General features: G+C 68.8%; 11 protein-coding genes. 8 read left to right on the top strand and 3 right to left on the bottom strand.

From position 1 onward, the window contains the following. Positions 1–265: 265 nt before the first annotated feature. Genes ACXAHD_RS17620 through ACXAHD_RS17630 form a run of 3 tightly spaced genes read left to right on the top strand, consistent with a single transcriptional unit; the run spans position 266 to position 6,143 of the window. Positions 266–844, top strand: a complete 579-nt coding sequence (locus ACXAHD_RS17620; RefSeq protein WP_475051739.1) for a hypothetical protein — start codon at positions 266–268, stop codon at positions 842–844. Beyond that, a complete protein-coding gene (locus ACXAHD_RS17625; protein WP_475051741.1) occupies positions 841–3,630 on the top strand; it encodes a P-loop NTPase family protein in 2,790 nt (929 codons plus the stop codon). The genes ACXAHD_RS17620 and ACXAHD_RS17625 overlap by 4 nt, the downstream gene beginning before the upstream one ends. Beyond that, positions 3,627–6,143 carry a WD40 repeat domain-containing protein gene (locus tag ACXAHD_RS17630; protein WP_475051743.1) on the top strand — a complete coding sequence of 839 codons (2,517 nt, stop codon included), beginning with the start codon at positions 3,627–3,629 and terminating at the stop codon, positions 6,141–6,143. The genes ACXAHD_RS17625 and ACXAHD_RS17630 overlap by 4 nt, the downstream gene beginning before the upstream one ends. A gap of 463 nt (positions 6,144–6,606) precedes the next feature. On the opposite strand, the gene ACXAHD_RS17635 is transcribed toward ACXAHD_RS17630, so the two are convergent. Genes ACXAHD_RS17635 through ACXAHD_RS17645 form a run of 3 tightly spaced genes read right to left on the bottom strand, consistent with a single transcriptional unit; the run spans position 6,607 to position 9,519 of the window. Then, entirely contained in the window at positions 6,607–7,737 is a 1,131-nt protein-coding gene (locus ACXAHD_RS17635; RefSeq protein WP_289212457.1) for a cystathionine gamma-lyase, read from the bottom strand. Between the two features lie 40 nt (positions 7,738–7,777). After that, complete coding sequence (locus tag ACXAHD_RS17640) at positions 7,778–8,782, bottom strand: NAD(P)H-dependent glycerol-3-phosphate dehydrogenase (protein WP_282229781.1); 1,005 nt, start codon at positions 8,780–8,782, stop codon at positions 7,778–7,780. Then, a complete protein-coding gene (locus ACXAHD_RS17645; protein ID WP_289212456.1) occupies positions 8,779–9,519 on the bottom strand; it encodes a lysophospholipid acyltransferase family protein in 741 nt (246 codons plus the stop codon). Before ACXAHD_RS17645 ends, ACXAHD_RS17640 begins: the two co-directional genes overlap by 4 nt. A 148-nt stretch (positions 9,520–9,667) precedes the next feature. On the opposite strand from ACXAHD_RS17645, the gene cofC reads away from it, so the two are divergent. From cofC to ACXAHD_RS17670, 5 genes are all read left to right on the top strand, one after another. After that, positions 9,668–10,393: a 2-phospho-L-lactate guanylyltransferase gene (cofC, locus tag ACXAHD_RS17650; RefSeq protein WP_281553848.1), complete on the top strand. Its 726-nt coding sequence runs from the start codon at positions 9,668–9,670 to the stop codon at positions 10,391–10,393. Position 10,394: 1 nt separating this feature from the next. After that, positions 10,395–10,592 (top strand): cold-shock protein, encoded by a 198-nt coding sequence (locus tag ACXAHD_RS17655; RefSeq protein ID WP_123600457.1) that lies wholly within the window; start codon positions 10,395–10,397, stop codon positions 10,590–10,592. Between the two features lie 393 nt (positions 10,593–10,985). After that, entirely contained in the window at positions 10,986–13,205 is a 2,220-nt protein-coding gene (locus ACXAHD_RS17660) for an RNA degradosome polyphosphate kinase (RefSeq protein ID WP_475051773.1), read from the top strand. 83 nt (positions 13,206–13,288) lie between these two features. Then, a complete protein-coding gene (locus ACXAHD_RS17665; RefSeq protein WP_281553847.1) occupies positions 13,289–14,818 on the top strand; it encodes a CYTH and CHAD domain-containing protein in 1,530 nt (509 codons plus the stop codon). Continuing rightward, on the top strand, positions 14,806–15,702 hold the full coding sequence (locus ACXAHD_RS17670) for an NUDIX hydrolase (RefSeq protein WP_281553846.1): 897 nt from the start codon (positions 14,806–14,808) through the stop codon (positions 15,700–15,702). The genes ACXAHD_RS17665 and ACXAHD_RS17670 overlap by 13 nt, the downstream gene beginning before the upstream one ends. Positions 15,703–15,755: the final 53 nt, after the last annotated feature.

A 15,755-nucleotide genomic window follows, 5' to 3' on the forward strand; every position in this document is an offset into this window, starting at 1 on the left:
TAGAAGCGTCAGAACTCCTATCCTTCCAGTTCAGAGGGCACTTTCTATAGCCGGGGTCCTGCCGGTCCGACCTTCATCGGTGGATCGAGGCCCAGGAACCGGGCCATCCTATCTGACTCAAGTCCGGTCCGACTCTTGTGTCGCGCATCGGATGGATGCGATACTGGTGGGCCCTGCCGAATGGGGAGAACGTCGCTCATGTTGTGGAATATTGGTCCGAGCGCCGAAAGGTCGTTCGGGTGGTCTCAGAGATCGGAATACGCGTGTGACCGACCCATTTTCACTCGTCGGAATCGCTGGTGCAGCAATTGGTCCAACGTTTTCTATCCTCTTCGAGACGCTGCGCGATTTGATTGTCCGAGTTCGGCGCAACAAGGCCGGAGACAAGACGAAGGAATTGCCAGAAAGTCCTCTCGCAGCAATCGATCAAGGTGCCAAGTCGTGGATTCCCAATGACGAACGGCTGCACCGGATGCTGCCCGAGCTGCAGCAGTTGGTGGGGGTGTTGACCCCGTACGCGGACGATCCTGACCTGGTACGCGGTGACGACCCGGATCTTCTCTCTGCCCTGGCTGACCTGCATCGCAGAATCGAGCAGATTTATGGACGGAAATTGCAGTTTCCACCAGCCTCCGACCAAATGGGCGATCGAGCCGTTGTCCGCACCGATCTGATCGACACAAAGGGGCAACACGTCGGCCTCCGTGCAGGGACGTTCCGCGGCACACTCGAGGTGCAGCACCGGGTCCAGGGCGGCGACGAAGGCACGACGACCTACGGCGCCGTGATCGACAGCTTCGGTCACCAGGATCAGGGCCCGCCACCAGAGGAAACGGCGCCGTGACCTCCCCTGACCGGCGGCCGCTCACCGCGCTGACGCTTGGAGACGCCGTCGCAGAGCTCAAGCGCTGGCTGCGCGGGCGACGAGGCCAGACCGTCGCTGCGGTTCTGGGCGGGAAGGCGGCGGACAGGTCGCAGGTCATCAACCTGCTTCTCGCGTCGGGTATAGCTGTGCCCGACGCCACGAGCTGGGTGAGGTTCGGTCCTGACGGCATTACCGGCTCAGTCGCCGAGCCGCAGGAAGCGTTGGCCGACACGCTCACCGGGACGGCGGAGGCGCCAGCAGCCGTCACGCTGGTGATCATTGATGACCTAGACGAACTACCACAGGTTTGGACCCGCAAGCTCTTCGGTGCGCTCATCCGTCTGGCAGAGAAGGGTGTACGGCTCCTTGTCGGTGCTAACCAGGACGACGACTCGCTCGGTTCCGCCCCGTTCATTGTGCGAATCCGGCCCCAGTTTCAGCGGACGCGACTGCTTAACCAGCTAGCAGAGTGGGCTGTCGATCGTGGGGCAGATGACGTCATGGTGCTTGTCGGCGAGCCGGGTGCCGGCAAGAGCGTGCTCATGGAACAGGCGGTCGCCCACCTAAACGCGGCATCTGGTGTTCAGGTGCCATTCGCGGTGCTTCGTTCGACCGGCACCGTCCTTGTGTCATATGCTGAGCGGGTCGTCGACCGCGCAGTACTGTTCAACTCAATCATCAAAGCGCTAGCGAGTGAGGGGGTCGCCCCTCAGCCGGCCGATGTGCTCATCTCCTCGGCGACGAGCGTCGGCGGCATCAGCCCGACGACGATCGGCGCGCTCGTCGGCACGATGATCGTGTCGTCGGGCGACACTTCCATAGGTGCGCTATCGGTCGAACTGGATCGTCGCGCAACCCGTGACACCGCGCCTCCAGTCCTGGTGATAGCCATAGATGCAATAAATGAGTTGTTGGTCGAGCCACAGGGCGGTTATTCGGACATCGAACGCCTACTTACCTACCGTCACAGGTTTCCTGACTGGCGGTTGAAGGTCCTGTTGTCTTCGCAATACCTACCGGAAAATATAAGCGCGGACACGATCGAACTTTCGGCAGTGGCCGATGAAGAGATTCAAGAGTACGCATTAACGCGCCTTGCTCCGTCGCTGACAAATGAGGCGCTCATAACCGCAGCTCACCAGGTCGCCCGGCTTTCCAACGGTTTGTTCCTCGTCGCTGACGACCTACTGACCGCATACGATTCTGAAGGCCGGTTGCCAATTGAGGATTCAGCGGCCCCGCGGCGGAGCGCGATCGCCCACGTCGAGCAATCACTAAAAGATATCCGTGATCGACTCAGTGATGATGATCTGGATTCCAAGGACACAATTCGTCTCCTGACTCTCGCTGCGATGACTCCCTACGGCCTCACAGAATCAGAGATGGCCGCAATCTGGCATTCTCCGGGGCCCAACGGTGTGATGCCAGCGGTACGGTGGCCATGGGGCGAAGACCTGATACGGCGGGTTTCATACGGCCCGGCACGCCGTTACCTACGCCTTCCTGACCCCGACGAGCATGACTCCCGTTACCGGATCTACCACCCAGAGGTTCGGCAGGGAGTACTCAATCTCGCGGCCACCGATCCCACGCTCACCCTGAACGCCGAACGGGAACGATTCCTGCGTGTGCTCACCCCATTGGATGGAACCGGACCTAGCTGGGACGGTGTCGGTCGCCGACTGGCGATCGCCACCGCTCCGGCATTGCTCGCTGACTTGCTGCGCGCTGGACCCATCCGCCGGCCCGGTGTTGTCGAGGAGTCCTGGGATCGACAGATGGGCCGGGTACGTCGCCTCATCGAGGATTGGCGGTGGCTGGAAGCGTGCATCCTTGCTAGCGATGATCCAAGTATTCCGCTCGGCCCGCTGGTCGCGGTCCGAGAACTGGGCCGCTTAGTCGACGCCGTCACTGCAGCGACGCCCGACGATGTTTTGCTGTGGCCCGACGGTCGATACATTGAAATACTCGATTTGGAGCATATGCCGCCCGGTGTGCGCCGCTCATATATCCACAGATCCCGGCGACACGACGGAACAGTCGGTTCCGAACCGGCCGGTCCACAGCCGGATGATCGACCCAAAGAGCCGTTTAAGAAGAAATCGCAAAATCGCAAGTACGCAACCATGAGGCACCCGACGATACAAGCAGCAGTCGACGGCACATATCGATACGCCGATAAAGCCGGCGCATTGCGCCAACTAGAGGTCTTGGCGCGATATTTCGTCGCGTCTACCTGGCATGACTATCGCCGGGATCCGACTCAATTGGTGCTCTTTATAAAGGGATTCGGTCTGACCGAAAGGCGCCGACGCGAGGGCTTTGTCGGCTACCTTGCACGGATAACAACAGTCGCCACCGAAGACGGCTGGTGGACGTTGCAGGTCGAGGAGGCTGCTCCCGATATCCCGCTGTCCCGTATGCCGCAGCGGATCAATATGGGCAGGGTGAACCAGCAGATGCCAAACTGGGGCCACCCAATTCTTAGACGGGCGAAGCGGAACACGGGGCAGGATCCGCCGCCGCGTCCGTATTCTTCATGGGATGAGGCTGCCAAGGAACTGCAGGACCTGGCGAAGGAGTTCCCGAACGTGTCGATTCCTTTGATTGGGGTGTTGTATATTCTTGTCTGGGACGGCCAATACCGAGCGGAACACGGGAACCCGACGAGACGCATCTTGCTCAATATCGTCTCCGACGGTCGTGATGGATTTTTTATTCAATGGCGCGACAACCCCAAGCCAAACGACAAGGAATTTGTATGACAGTTCGACTCACCGAGCTGTGGTTGGCGCTGGTCGCGCAGGCCGACGAGTTAGGGTCCGGCGACCTGCGCAGTATGGCCGAAACGGTCGCTCAACAGCTGCTACACCAAGCCCATGTCGCGCCCGGAAATGATGCACTCGCCGCTGCGGCACACCATCATCTGATCGCACTTTCTACTAGGACAGGCGCTCCGGTTCTGACTACGCGGTGGTGCACCGTACATCTGCGTAATCGCCTGCGACCAGCAGCGGGACCGATCCGTTACCTAACTGTCCACAGCGGCACCACGGCCGTCTTCGTAACTACCGGAAGTCCCGGCACCGGAACTCAACAGACGCTTTGGGAGTGGCGAATCGCCCAAGCGACGGAGGAGAGTTATCCGGCACCGCTGGGAAGACCTCGGGAAATCGGCGAGCTTGACCGCCCAGTGACCGCGCTGGCAGTTGACGTCCACGGTCAACGTGCCGTCACCGGAGATGCGGCCGGCGAGGTGATTTCATGGCCGCTGCGAACCGGCGGTGCGCGGCGGACGATCGGGCGCGTGCCGCGGGAAGTGTCCGCGTTGTGCCTGAGTGAATCCGGTCAGGACCTCTTCGTCGCCGATGGCGGCGGTCGGCTTTTCCGCTGGGACCTTCACCAGGACACCGAGCCAATTGATTTGGCTACGGATGGGCGCCTAGGCGCCCTCGCGACCGTGGGCGGACTACTCGTCGGAGGAAACCAGTACGGCCGGATCCAGCTATGGCGTGCACAGGAAAGCACTGCGAGTGTTCACCTCGGCTACCATCCGCACGGCGAATCGGTGCGTGCCCTGCGGCCCGCCGGAAACACCGTACTCAGCCTTTCCGCGCACACACTCGTGTGCTCTCGCCTCGATGGTGCAGAGAGCACCGTACTCGGGCATCACGACGTCCCAATGAATTCCCTCGCGCTCGTCGATAACGGAGCTGTCGTCGGGGACTCGTACGGCAGAGTCCTCATGTGGCCGCTGACTGGTGGCGACCCAGTAGTGTTAGGCCGCCACGATCGTGCGGTCTATGCTGCGGAGTCGTGGCCAAGAACCGGCTCACCCGGCTCCGACTCGGTCGTCACCGCAGGGAAGGACGGCTTGCTCCTGCGATGGAGCGCCCAAACTGACGGCGAGCAGTCCGGAACCTTTCCTCGCAACGTGTGGGCGATGTCGGTGGACACGACGAGCCAGACCATATTGATTGGTGGCTACGACGGCTTATACCGCTGGTCGCCGGCTGCTGGCGGCGGAACACTTACCAAGCTGGACAAGGTCGAAGTGTTTCGCGCCGCCGTACTACCCGGCAACGGCCTCGCGGTGGTCACCTACCGCGATGGTCGGATTCGGCTCGTAGACGTGTCCGGCAGGAACAGGCCTGTCGAAATCTGTCCGAGAGAGGACTCGTTCGTCACGGGCCTTGCAATAGCGGGACCCGACCGCTTCCTCACGGTCCGGACCGGAGGCGTGGTAGACCTCTGGTCGCAGGCAAGCGGTGACAGCCGATGGCAACGGACCCAGCTAGGCCGCCATGCCTACAGTGGGCAAGCCCTTCGGATCGCGGTCTGCCCCTTCGGCTTACGGGCGGTATCCGCCGGGGAGGATGGCAGGCTGGTGCTCTGGAAGCTGACGGGAGGCTCTGCGCAGGAGTTTTCTCGAAATCCGCACTCCGTCAAGCAGCTCGCCTTTTCTCGCGATGGCAAAGCCGTTTTCACCGGAGATCAGGCAGGTCGGCTCGTGCGTTGGTCCCTGCCCGACGGCCAGCGGCCAAGCGCAGTCAAGGAGCAGACGCTAGGGCATCACCTGGGTGGCGCGAGCATCCAGGCCGTCCTGCCGTTGGCCGGCGGAAGATGGGTCGTGACGGGCGGCGACGATGGAGCGGTGTGCTGTTGGGAGGCCCAGGCGCGGACTCAGGCGTCCGAACCTTCCGCGAAGCTGGTCCCAGCGAGTATCCCTCTGCGGATCGTCGAATGGGAGGGCGGTCTGCTGGTCGCCGACCGAAACGGGGGCGCTAGCCTGCTCGATCTGGTGACTCCGGTGCCCGTCGATGCGGCCGAGGCTGAGTCCGCCGCCGTAGCTGAGCGTACGCCGCACCTCGAGCTTCGGGCAGCGACGCCACGCACATTACCGGCGCCGGAGTCGCTCACCGGCCGCGTCGTACTTGTCGACCAGGCATGGCTGCGTGGCCAGCCCCGCGCTGATCTCGGCCGTCTGTTGGCGGAGATCGGGGGTTCGACCGCCGTCGGTATCCTGTGCTGCCCTGACGTGCCAGGACTCGCAACGTTCCGACACGCCTTGGCCAGTATCGGGTACGCGATCCTCGACGTGCCAGTAACGGCGGCGGCTCGCCGGCGCCCGGTCGTCGACTTCTTACGACGGCTGGGCCCCAGGACGTCGCCTGTCCTGATCACAGGTGACCAAGTCTTGATCGATGATCTTCACGAGGCGGGTTTGGCCGTTGAGATCGTCGATGACATCGGTCCCTTCGCCTTCGGTGATCGTTGATGCTGGTCAACGCAACGGCTGTCAGTGGTGACGCTGCCGTACCTCCTCATCGGAGTTTGGGAGTGGTTCCCACAAGTGCGCCGGCCGGTACAAGATCTTGCGGCGGTCATACGACTACGACGGTGCGCCGAACACGGACGGTATGCCGGACAGTGGCTTGAACTTCGCCGTTTACCAGGCGGACATCGCTGCCCGGGTCCTGCCGGTCCGGCATCAGCCAATACCATCGCTGTTTCAGTTGGGCGGTGTGGGTGGTGTCAAGGGGCTGGTCATGATCGTGATGTCGATCGTGGTCCGGTAGCTGACGCGGTCCATATCGGGTCCGCAGGCGTTGTACTTGGAGATGGCCCGTTTAACGATCAGGGCCTTACATATCTCTTGACACCAACCCGCACCGCCTAACCGAACCGCGATGCATCTACCAGTAGGCCGCCGAGTCCGAGCCAATAACTGCCATGGCGACTCAGTTGGTGGCATCCAGGGCGGCGACGACGTCGCGTACCAGGTCCACAGTGTCCTCTATGCCGCAGGAGAGTCGGACGAAGCCCGGTGAGGTGTCGTCGCCCCACTGGGCCCGCCGGTCGGCGGCCGTGTGCAGACCACCGAACGACGTGGCCGCCGACACCAGTTTCGACGCGGTCAGGAACCGGCCGACCCGCTCGGCGTCGCCCAGGTCGAACGACACGATCCCCGGGATACGGCGCATCTGGGCCGTAGCGACCGCGTACGACGGATCGGTCGGCAGGCCGGGCCAGCGTACGCCGGTGACGTCACGGCGCCCGACCAGCGCGGCGGCGACCGCTTCCGCGTTGGCTGACTGGCGGGCCAGCCGCAGGTCCAGTGTGGCCAGGGACCGGTGGGCGAGCCAGCAGTCGAACGGGCCCGGCACCGACCCGGTAAGTTTGCGCCACCGCTTCGCATCGGCCAGCGCCGCCGCCGAACGGGTGGCCAGGTAGCCGAGCAGCAGATCCGAGTGACCGGTCAGCGCCTTGGTGCCGGAGGCGACCACGATGTCCGCACCCAGGTCCAGCGGACGCTGCCCGAGCGGGGTGGCGGCGGTGTTGTCGACCGCGACCAGCGCGCCGGCTTGGTGCGCCGCCGCCGCGAGCGCGGCGACGTCGCAGACGTCCAGGCCCGGGTTGGCCGGGGTCTCCAGCAGCACCAGTCGCACCCCGGCGAAATCCGGGTACGGCCCGGCGGTCGGCACCAGCCGCACGGTCACACCGATCGGCTCCAGCACCGTGGCGGCCAGCGCCCGCACCGTGAAGTAGCCGTCGGCGGGCAGCAGCACCGTGTCGCCGGGGCGCAGCGTGGTCAGCAGCAGCGCGGTGATCGCCGCCTGGCCGCTGGCGAAGACGAGCGTGTCGCCGCCTTCCAGGTCACCGATGGCCGATTCGAGCGCCCGCCAGGTCGGGTTGTCCTCCCGAGCGTAGCCGTCGCGGTCCGGCGACGGCCCGGAAACCGGGTCCAGGTGGTACGGGGCGGCGAACACCGGGCCGGGCAGGAACGGCTGGCCGGGGGTCGGCTCGGGCAGCCCGGCGGCGACGCACCGGGTGCCGTCGCCGTACCCCGGGTCGCGGGAAGTAGCGGTCATGGCCTTCATCCTGGCCAAGGTCGCCGGCCGGTGGCAGAGCCTATTCCGGTTTCGTGGCCCGCGTCATCAGCAGCGTCAACGCGGTACGCGGGTCCAGGCCCTCGTGGCAGATCCGCTCGACCTGCTCGGTGATCGGCATCTCCACCCCGTGCGCGCGGGCCAGGTCCCGGATCGACAGGCAGCTTTTCACCCCTTCGGCGGTCTGCCGGGTGGCGGCCTGCGCCTGTTCCAGGGTCTCCCCCCGGCCCAGGTGCTCGCCGAACGTCCGGTTGCGCGACAGCGGCGACGAGCAGGTGGCGACCAGGTCACCGAGGCCGGCCAGCCCGGAGAAGGTCAGCGGGTCGGCGCCGAGCGCCACCCCCAGCCGGGCCGTCTCGGCCAGCCCCCGGGTGATCAGGGTGGCCTTGGTGTTGTCACCGAGGCGCATCGCGGTGGCGATGCCGTACGCCAGGGCGATCACGTTCTTCACGGCCCCGCCCAGCTCGCAGCCGATCACGTCGTCGTTGGTGTACGGCCGCAGGTAGCCGGTGAGCATCGCCCGCTGCACGGCGGCGGTGCGCGCGGTGTCGGTGCCGGCGACGACGCTGGCGGCCGGCTGCTCGGCGGCGATCTCGGCGGCCAGGTTGGGGCCGGAGACCACCACGACCCGGTCCGGGCCGACCCCGGTGGTCTCGACGATCACCTCGCTCATCCGCTTGGTGGTGCCGAGTTCGATCCCTTTCATCAGGCTGACCAGGGTCGCGTCGGGGCCGATGTGCGCGACCCAGTCGCCCAGGTTGCCGCGCAGCGTCTGCGACGGTACGGCGAGCACGACCAGCCCCGCGCCCTTGATCGCCTCGGCGGCGTCGCTGGTGGCGGTGACCCGGTCGGGCAGCCGCACCGCGGGCAGGTAGTCGGGGTTGGTGCCGTACTCGCGGATCGCGGCGGCGACCTGCTCGCGCCGGGCCCAGAGGACCACGTCGGCCCCGGCGTCGGCGAGCACCTTGGCGTACGCGGTCCCCCACGAGCCGGCGCCCAGGACGACGGCCCGGCCGGTCCCGGTCACTGTCCCGGCTCCGGGGCGCCGGTGGTCCGGTTGTTGCGGCGGGCACTCGGGGTGTACAGCGGCGGGGCCTCGCCGCCCCGAATCTCGGCGACCATGTCCCGCAGTCGCAGCATGATGGTCTCGGTGATCTCCTCCAGCACCGCCCGGGTCGGCTCGACCTCGGCCCATCTGCTCAGGTCGAGAGGTTCACCGGCGACGACGGTCACCTTCCGGCCGGGCAGCAGGTTCAGTTTCCCGGTCCGCGGGTCGTACATCTGCTGCGGACCCCACATCGCCACCGGCACGACCGGGGCACCGGTGGTCAACGCCAGGCGGGCCGCGCCGGTCTTGCCGCGCATCGGCCACAGGTCCGGCTCGCGGGTGGTGGTCCCCTCCGGGTAGATCACCACCGCGCCGCCTTCGTCGACGCCGACGATCGCCGCCTCCAGCGACTTGATCGCGTCGACGCTGCCCCGGTGCACCGGGATCTGCTTCACCTTGAGCAGCCAGCGCCCGATGACCGGGATGGTGAACAGGCTGGCCTTGCCGAGGAACCGGGGCCAGCGGCCCGTCTCGTAGAGGAAGTGACCGATGACCATCGGGTCGGCGTGCGACATGTGGTTGGCGACGACGATCACCCCACCGGTGCCGGGAATGTGCTGCATCCCGGACCAGTTCCGCTTCGTCCATACGAGCAGGGTCGGTTTGACCACCATCACGATGAAGCGTCGCCAGAAGCCCAGTTTCCGCCGCGCCACCCGATCCTCCTCGTCACCGCACCCTGGCCACCACCCTGGCCACCACCGGGTCACCGCACCCGACCGCCGTCTTGCCGACCGACGCAGCGAATCATGCCCTGTCCGACCCGGCCAGAGCCAATGCGAGCCCAGCCGGCAGGATGGAGCGGTGCGGAACGCGACCTGGTCGGTGGTGCTGCCGGTCAAGCGGCTCGCGGTGGCGAAGAGCCGGCTGCGGGGCGCGCTCGACGGCGTACCGCATGAGGAGCTGGCGCTGGCCCTGGCCCGCGACACCGTCGCCGCCGCGCTGGCCTGCCCGCTGGTCGCCGAGGTGGTGGTGGTCACCTCGGATCCGGCGGCCACCGCCGCGTTGGGCGCGCTCGGGGCCCGTACCGTCGCCGACCCGGAGCTCGCCGCCCCAGACCTAGCCGCCCCAGACCTCGGGGCACCGGAGGTGAGCGGGCTGAACGCGGCGGTGGCGCACGGGGCCGCGACTGTCGGCGGCAGCCGGCCGGTCGCCGCGTTGACCGCGGACCTGCCGGCGTTGCGGCCGGCGGAGCTGGCCGCCGCCCTCGACACCGACACCGCCAGCGCCGTCGACACCGCAGGCACCAGGGCCCGCCGCTGGTTCGTGCCGGACGCCGCCGGCACCGGCACGGTGCTGCTGGCGGCCGCCGTCGGCACCGCGCTGCGGCCGGGTTTCGGCGCCGGATCGGCGGTACGGCATCAACGGTCGGGTGCCGTCCGGCGCGGCGGGGACTGGCCGACGCTGCGCCGCGACGTGGACACCGCCGCCGATCTCGCCGACGCGGCCCGGCTCGGCCTGGGTCGGCACACCGCCGCGCTGTACGCCAGCGGGTACCGTGCTGACATGCGGCAGAGGTCGGTGAGCTGAGATGCAGGGCACGGTGGCGACCTTCGATCCGGCGACCCGCAGCGGCACGGTGCTGCTCGACGACGGGGCGGAGCTGGCGTTCCCGGCGGCCGCGTTCGACGCTTCCGGGTTGCGGCTGCTGCGGCTGGGTCAGCGGGTACGCATCGAGCGTGACGAGTCCGGGCACGTCAACCGCGTTACGTTGCCCACATTCGGCTAGCTGGAGCCGGGCGAATTCATGCCAAGTTCACCGTGATCAGGTCATGATTACCGGGTGACGCCCGCCCCCTCCAGGCGCGCCGCCGCCCGTCCGCGCCGCGCAGCCGACCAGCCCACCGCTGACCAGCCCGCCGGCACCGGCCAGTCTGCCGCCGACCAGCCCGCAGCCGACGGCGGCGCGACCGCGACGCCACGGCCGGCCCGCCGTCAGTCGTCGAACGGCACCGCCCGCCAGGCATCGGCCGGCACGGCCCGCAAGTCGACGCCCGGCACCGCCCGGAGATCCACGGCCGGCAGCGCCCGCAAGTCAGCCGGCGGCACCGCCCGCCGACGCACCAGGGCGGCACCGGAGGCGGCGCCCCAACCGGCACCGGAGACCGCTGGACCGGAGGCGGTGGCCGCGCCGGAGACCACCGAGCCGGCGCCGCAGGCGGTGGCCGAGTCCGCGACCGACGCACCGGCCGCGCCGCTGCCGCTGCAGGCCCCCGACCCGGCCAACCCGGTGTCGGACACCGCCGAGCCGGACGAGCCGGCCACCCTGGCCCGCCAGCCGCTGCCCGACGACCGGTTCCTCAACCGGGAGCTGTCCTGGCTCGACTTCAACGCCCGGGTGATCGAGCTGGCCGAGGACCCGCAGACGCCGCTGCTGGAACGGGCCAAGTTCCTGGCCATCTTCGCCAGCAACCTCGACGAGTTCTTCATGGTCCGCATCGCCGGGCTGAAGCGCCGGCTGCAGGCCGGGCTGCCGGTCCGCGGCGGTGACCGGCTGCCGCTGCGTACCCAGTTGGAGCTGATCGCCGCGAAGACCGCCGGCCTGGTCGCCCGGCACGCCCGGTGCTTCACCGAGGAGGTCCGGCCCCGGCTGGCCGCCGAGGGCATCCACCTGATCCGGTGGAGCGATCTGAGCACCGGTGAGCGGGAAGGGCTGCGCACCTACTTCCGGGAGCACATCTTCCCGGTGCTGACCCCGCTGGCCGTCGACCCGGCGCACCCGTTCCCGTACATCTCCAGCCGGTCGTTGAACCTGGCCGTCGCGGTCCGTGACCCGGACGGCGGTCCGGAGCTGTTCGCCCGGATCAAGGTGCCGAACAACGTGCCCCGGTTCGTGGTGGTCAGCCAGGAAGGGCTGGGTGCCCGGTTCCTGCCGGTCGAGGATCTGATCGCCGCCCAGCTCGGCCAGCTGTTCTCCGGGATGCAGGTGGTGGAGTGCCACCTGTTCCGGGTGACCCGCAACGCCGACTTCGAAGTCGACGAGGACCGCGACGAGGATCTGCTGCAGTCGCTGGAGCGGGAGCTCGCCCAGCGACGGTTCGGCCCGCCGGTGCGGCTGGAGGTGGCCGCCTCCATCTCCGACCACATGCTCGACCTGCTGGTCCGCGAGCTGGACATGGACAGCCACGACGTGCTGCGGGTGCCGGGGCTACTGGACCTGTCCGCGTTGTGGCAGGTGTACGAGAGCTCCGACCGGCCGGACCTCAAGGACCGCCCGTTCGTGCCGGCCACCCACCCGCGGCTGGTCGAGGGCGAGGTGCCGCGCAGCGTCTTCGCCACCCTGCGCGACGGCGACATCCTGGTGCACCACCCGTACCACTCGTTCTCCACCAGCGTGCAGCGGTTCATCGAGCAGGCGGCGGCCGACCCGCTCGTCCTGGCGATCAAGCAGACGCTGTACCGCACCAGCGGTGACTCGCCGATCGTCGACGCGCTGATCGAGGCGGCCGCCGCCGGCAAGCAGGTGGTGGTGCTGGTCGAGGTGAAGGCCCGGTTCGACGAGCAGGCCAACATTGGCTGGGCGCGGATGCTGGAACGGGCCGGCTGTCACGTCGTGTACGGCCTGGTCGGGCTGAAGACCCACTGCAAGACCGCCCTGGTGGTACGCCAGGAAGGCAACCAGATCCGCCGCTACTGCCACATCGGCACCGGCAACTACCACCCGAAGACGGCCAGGCTGTACGAGGACTTCGGCATGCTGACCGCCGACCCGGAGGTCGGCGCGGACCTGACCGACCTGTTCAACGTGCTGACCGGCTACAGCCGGCAGACCGCGTACCGGCGGCTGCTGGTCGCCCCGCACGGGGTGCGCAGCGGGCTGATCGAGCGGATCGGGCGGGAGGTCGCCCATGTCCGCGAGGGCCGGGGCGGGCTGGTCCAGATCAAGGTGAACTCGCTGGTCGACGAGGAGCTGGTGGACGCGCTGTACCGGGCGTCGCAGGCCGGCGTACAGGTGGATCTGCTGATCCGGGGGATGTGCACGCTGCGGCCCGGGGTGCCGGGGCTGTCGGACAACATCCGGGTCCGGTCGATCCTCGGCCGGTTCCTGGAGCATTCCCGGGTGTTCCGGTTCGGCAACGACGGCGACGTCGAGTTCTGGATCGGCTCCTCCGACCTGATGCACCGCAACCTGGACCGCCGGGTGGAGGCGCTGGTGCAGGTGACCGACCCGGTGGCCCGCGCCGAGCTGGACCAGCTGATGAGCGACGCGTTCAGCCCGGAGTGCGAGTCGTTCGAGCTGCACCCCGACGGCACCTGGAGCCGGCACCGGTCGACCGACGAGCGGCCGCTGGTGCATCTGCAGGAGCGGCTGCTCCGGCGGTTCATCGGCACCGGCAAATAGCTCCTGCTGTCACCGGCCGTCGGCGGGCCGGCGGTGCCCTGTCGGCAGCGGCGACCCCGGGCCGGCGGCGCTAGGCTGGCCCGATGGTGGAGGAGGAACGCAAGTACGAGGTCGAGCCGGGTTTCACCGTGCCGGACCTGTCCGGCTGTCTGCCGGACGGTGGCCGGCTGGTGCAGCAGCCGGCGGTGAAGCTGACCGCCACCTACTACGACACCCCGGATCTGCGGCTGGCCCGCGCCGGGGTGTCGCTGCGCCACCGGGTGGGCGACTCGAAGCCGTGGACGGTGAAGCTGCCCGCCGACGCCCCGGGCGTACGGCATGAGATCAGCCGGTCCGGTAAGCGCGGCAAACCGCCGACGGAGCTGGTGTGGCTGGTCACCGCGTACTCGCGGGGGGTGGAGCTGACGCCGGCCGCGACGGTGCGCACGGTACGCACGGTGCTGGAGTTGCGCGACGCCGACGAAGCGCTGCTGGTGGAGCTGGCCGACGACGCGGTGTCGGTGTTGGACGGCAAGACGGTCCGGTCGCGGTTCCGCGAGGTGGAGGTCGAGCTGAAGGCCGCCAAGCGGTCGCTGCTGGACCGGGTCGAGGCCGACCTGGTCGCGGCGGGGGCGACCGCCGGCGGGTTCACCCCGAAGCACGTACGGGCGTTGGGTGCGGCCGCCGCCGGTCCGGCGGAGCTGCCGGCGGTCGAGGACCTGCCGGCCAAGCCGACCGCCGCCGACGTGGTCACCCGGGCGGTCCGCGACGGCGTCGCCCGGATCCTGGCGCACGACCCGCTGGTACGGCTGCACGCCCCGGTCGGCGACGACGACACCGCCGTGCACCAGATGCGGGTGGGCTGTCGACGGCTGCGCAGCGACCTGCGGACCTTCCGGGCGTTGGTGGACCGCGAGTGGGCGGGTGCGCTGCGCGACGAACTGAAGTGGGTCGCCGGGGTGCTCGGCGGTGCCCGCGACGCCGAGGTGCTGCGGGACCGGTTGCGGCGTACCGCCGGGGCGGACCCGTTGGCGCCGCTGCCGTCGGCGGCGGTCGAGCTGATCGACGCGACGCTCGCCGACCGGCAGGCCGCGGCACTGGCCGAGGTGGACGCGGCGCTGCGCTCGGACCGGTACGTTGCCCTGGTGGAGATGCTGGTGCAGGCGGCCCGGGAGCCGCGACTGACCGGGGCTGCGTCCGGCCCGGCGACCGAGGTGCTGCCCCGGCTGGTGGCCAAGCCGTGGCGTCGGCTGGCGTACGGCGGCAGCGGCGTGGACGGTGCCGCCGATCTGACCCTGGACGCCTCCGACGAACGCTGGCACGCGGTGCGGATCAACGGCAAGAAGGCCCGGTACGCGGTGGACGCGGTGGCGCCGGTGATCGGCGGTGGGGCGGCGAAGCTGGCCAAGGCGTTGTCGAAGGTGCAGAACCTGCTCGGCGAGCACCAGGACGCGGCGGTGGCCGCCGAGACCTGGCAGGGGGTGCTGGCCGAGCATCCGGACGACCACGAGTTGGCGATGACCGTCGGCCGGTTGGTCGAGCGGGAGCGGGCCGCGATCCGCGCGGCGCGGGCCGAGTTCGCCGCCGCCTGGGAGCGGGCGTCGGCGGGGCAGCGGACGAAGTGGCTGCCGTGACCGAGGTCCGGGCCGCCGGCGGGGTGGTGTGGCGCACCGACGACACCGGGGCGGTGCAGGTGTGTCTGGTGCACCGGCCCCGGCACGACGACTGGTCGCTGCCGAAGGGCAAACTGGAGCCGGCGGAGCATCCGTTGGCGGCGGCGGTCCGGGAGGTCGGTGAGGAGACCGGGATTCGGGCGGTGCCGCAGGTGCGGCTGCCGTCGATCCGTTACACCATGCCGGACGGCAACCTGAAGGTGGTCGACTACTGGTCGATGCGGGCGGTGGAGGCGTCGGCCGGGCCGGTGCCGGTCGACGCCGCCGACGAGGTTGACGAGTTGTGCTGGCTGCCGTTGGCGCAGGCGCGGCAGCGGTTGACGTACCGGCACGACGTCGGGGTGCTGCACGGGTTCGCGCAGCTGCCGCCGGTGACCGCGACGCTCACCCTGGTGCGGCACGCGCACGCCGGCAGCCGGGACACCTGGCCGGGTCCGGACAGCGCCCGCCCGTTGGACACCGCCGGGCTGCGGCAGGCGCGGGCGTTGGCGGCGATGCTGGTGCTGACCGGGCCGCGTCGGGTGCTGTCGGCGTCGCCCCGGCGGTGTGTGCAGACGGTCGTCCCGCTGGCGCAGGCGCTGGATCTGCCGGTCGAAGTGGAGTCGGTGTTCGACGAGCCGGCCGCCGGCCAGCAGCCGGACGAGAACGCGTTGGCGGCGGCGGGCCGGCTGACCGAGCTGGCGGCGGCCGGTACGCCGGCCGCGGTGTGCAGTCAGGGCAAGGTGATCCCGGCCGCGTTGACGGTGCTGACCCGGCGGGCGGCGGCGGATCACCGTACCGCGAAGGGCGGCGGCTGGTTGTTGTCGTTCGCCGGGGAGCGGCTGGTCGGCGCGGACCGGCTCTAGCGGCTCTGTCGCATGTACGAAGGCGCCCACCGCCGGTACGCGGTGGGCGCCTT

This window comes from Micromonospora sp. ABR4_055, from assembly GCF_056160425.1.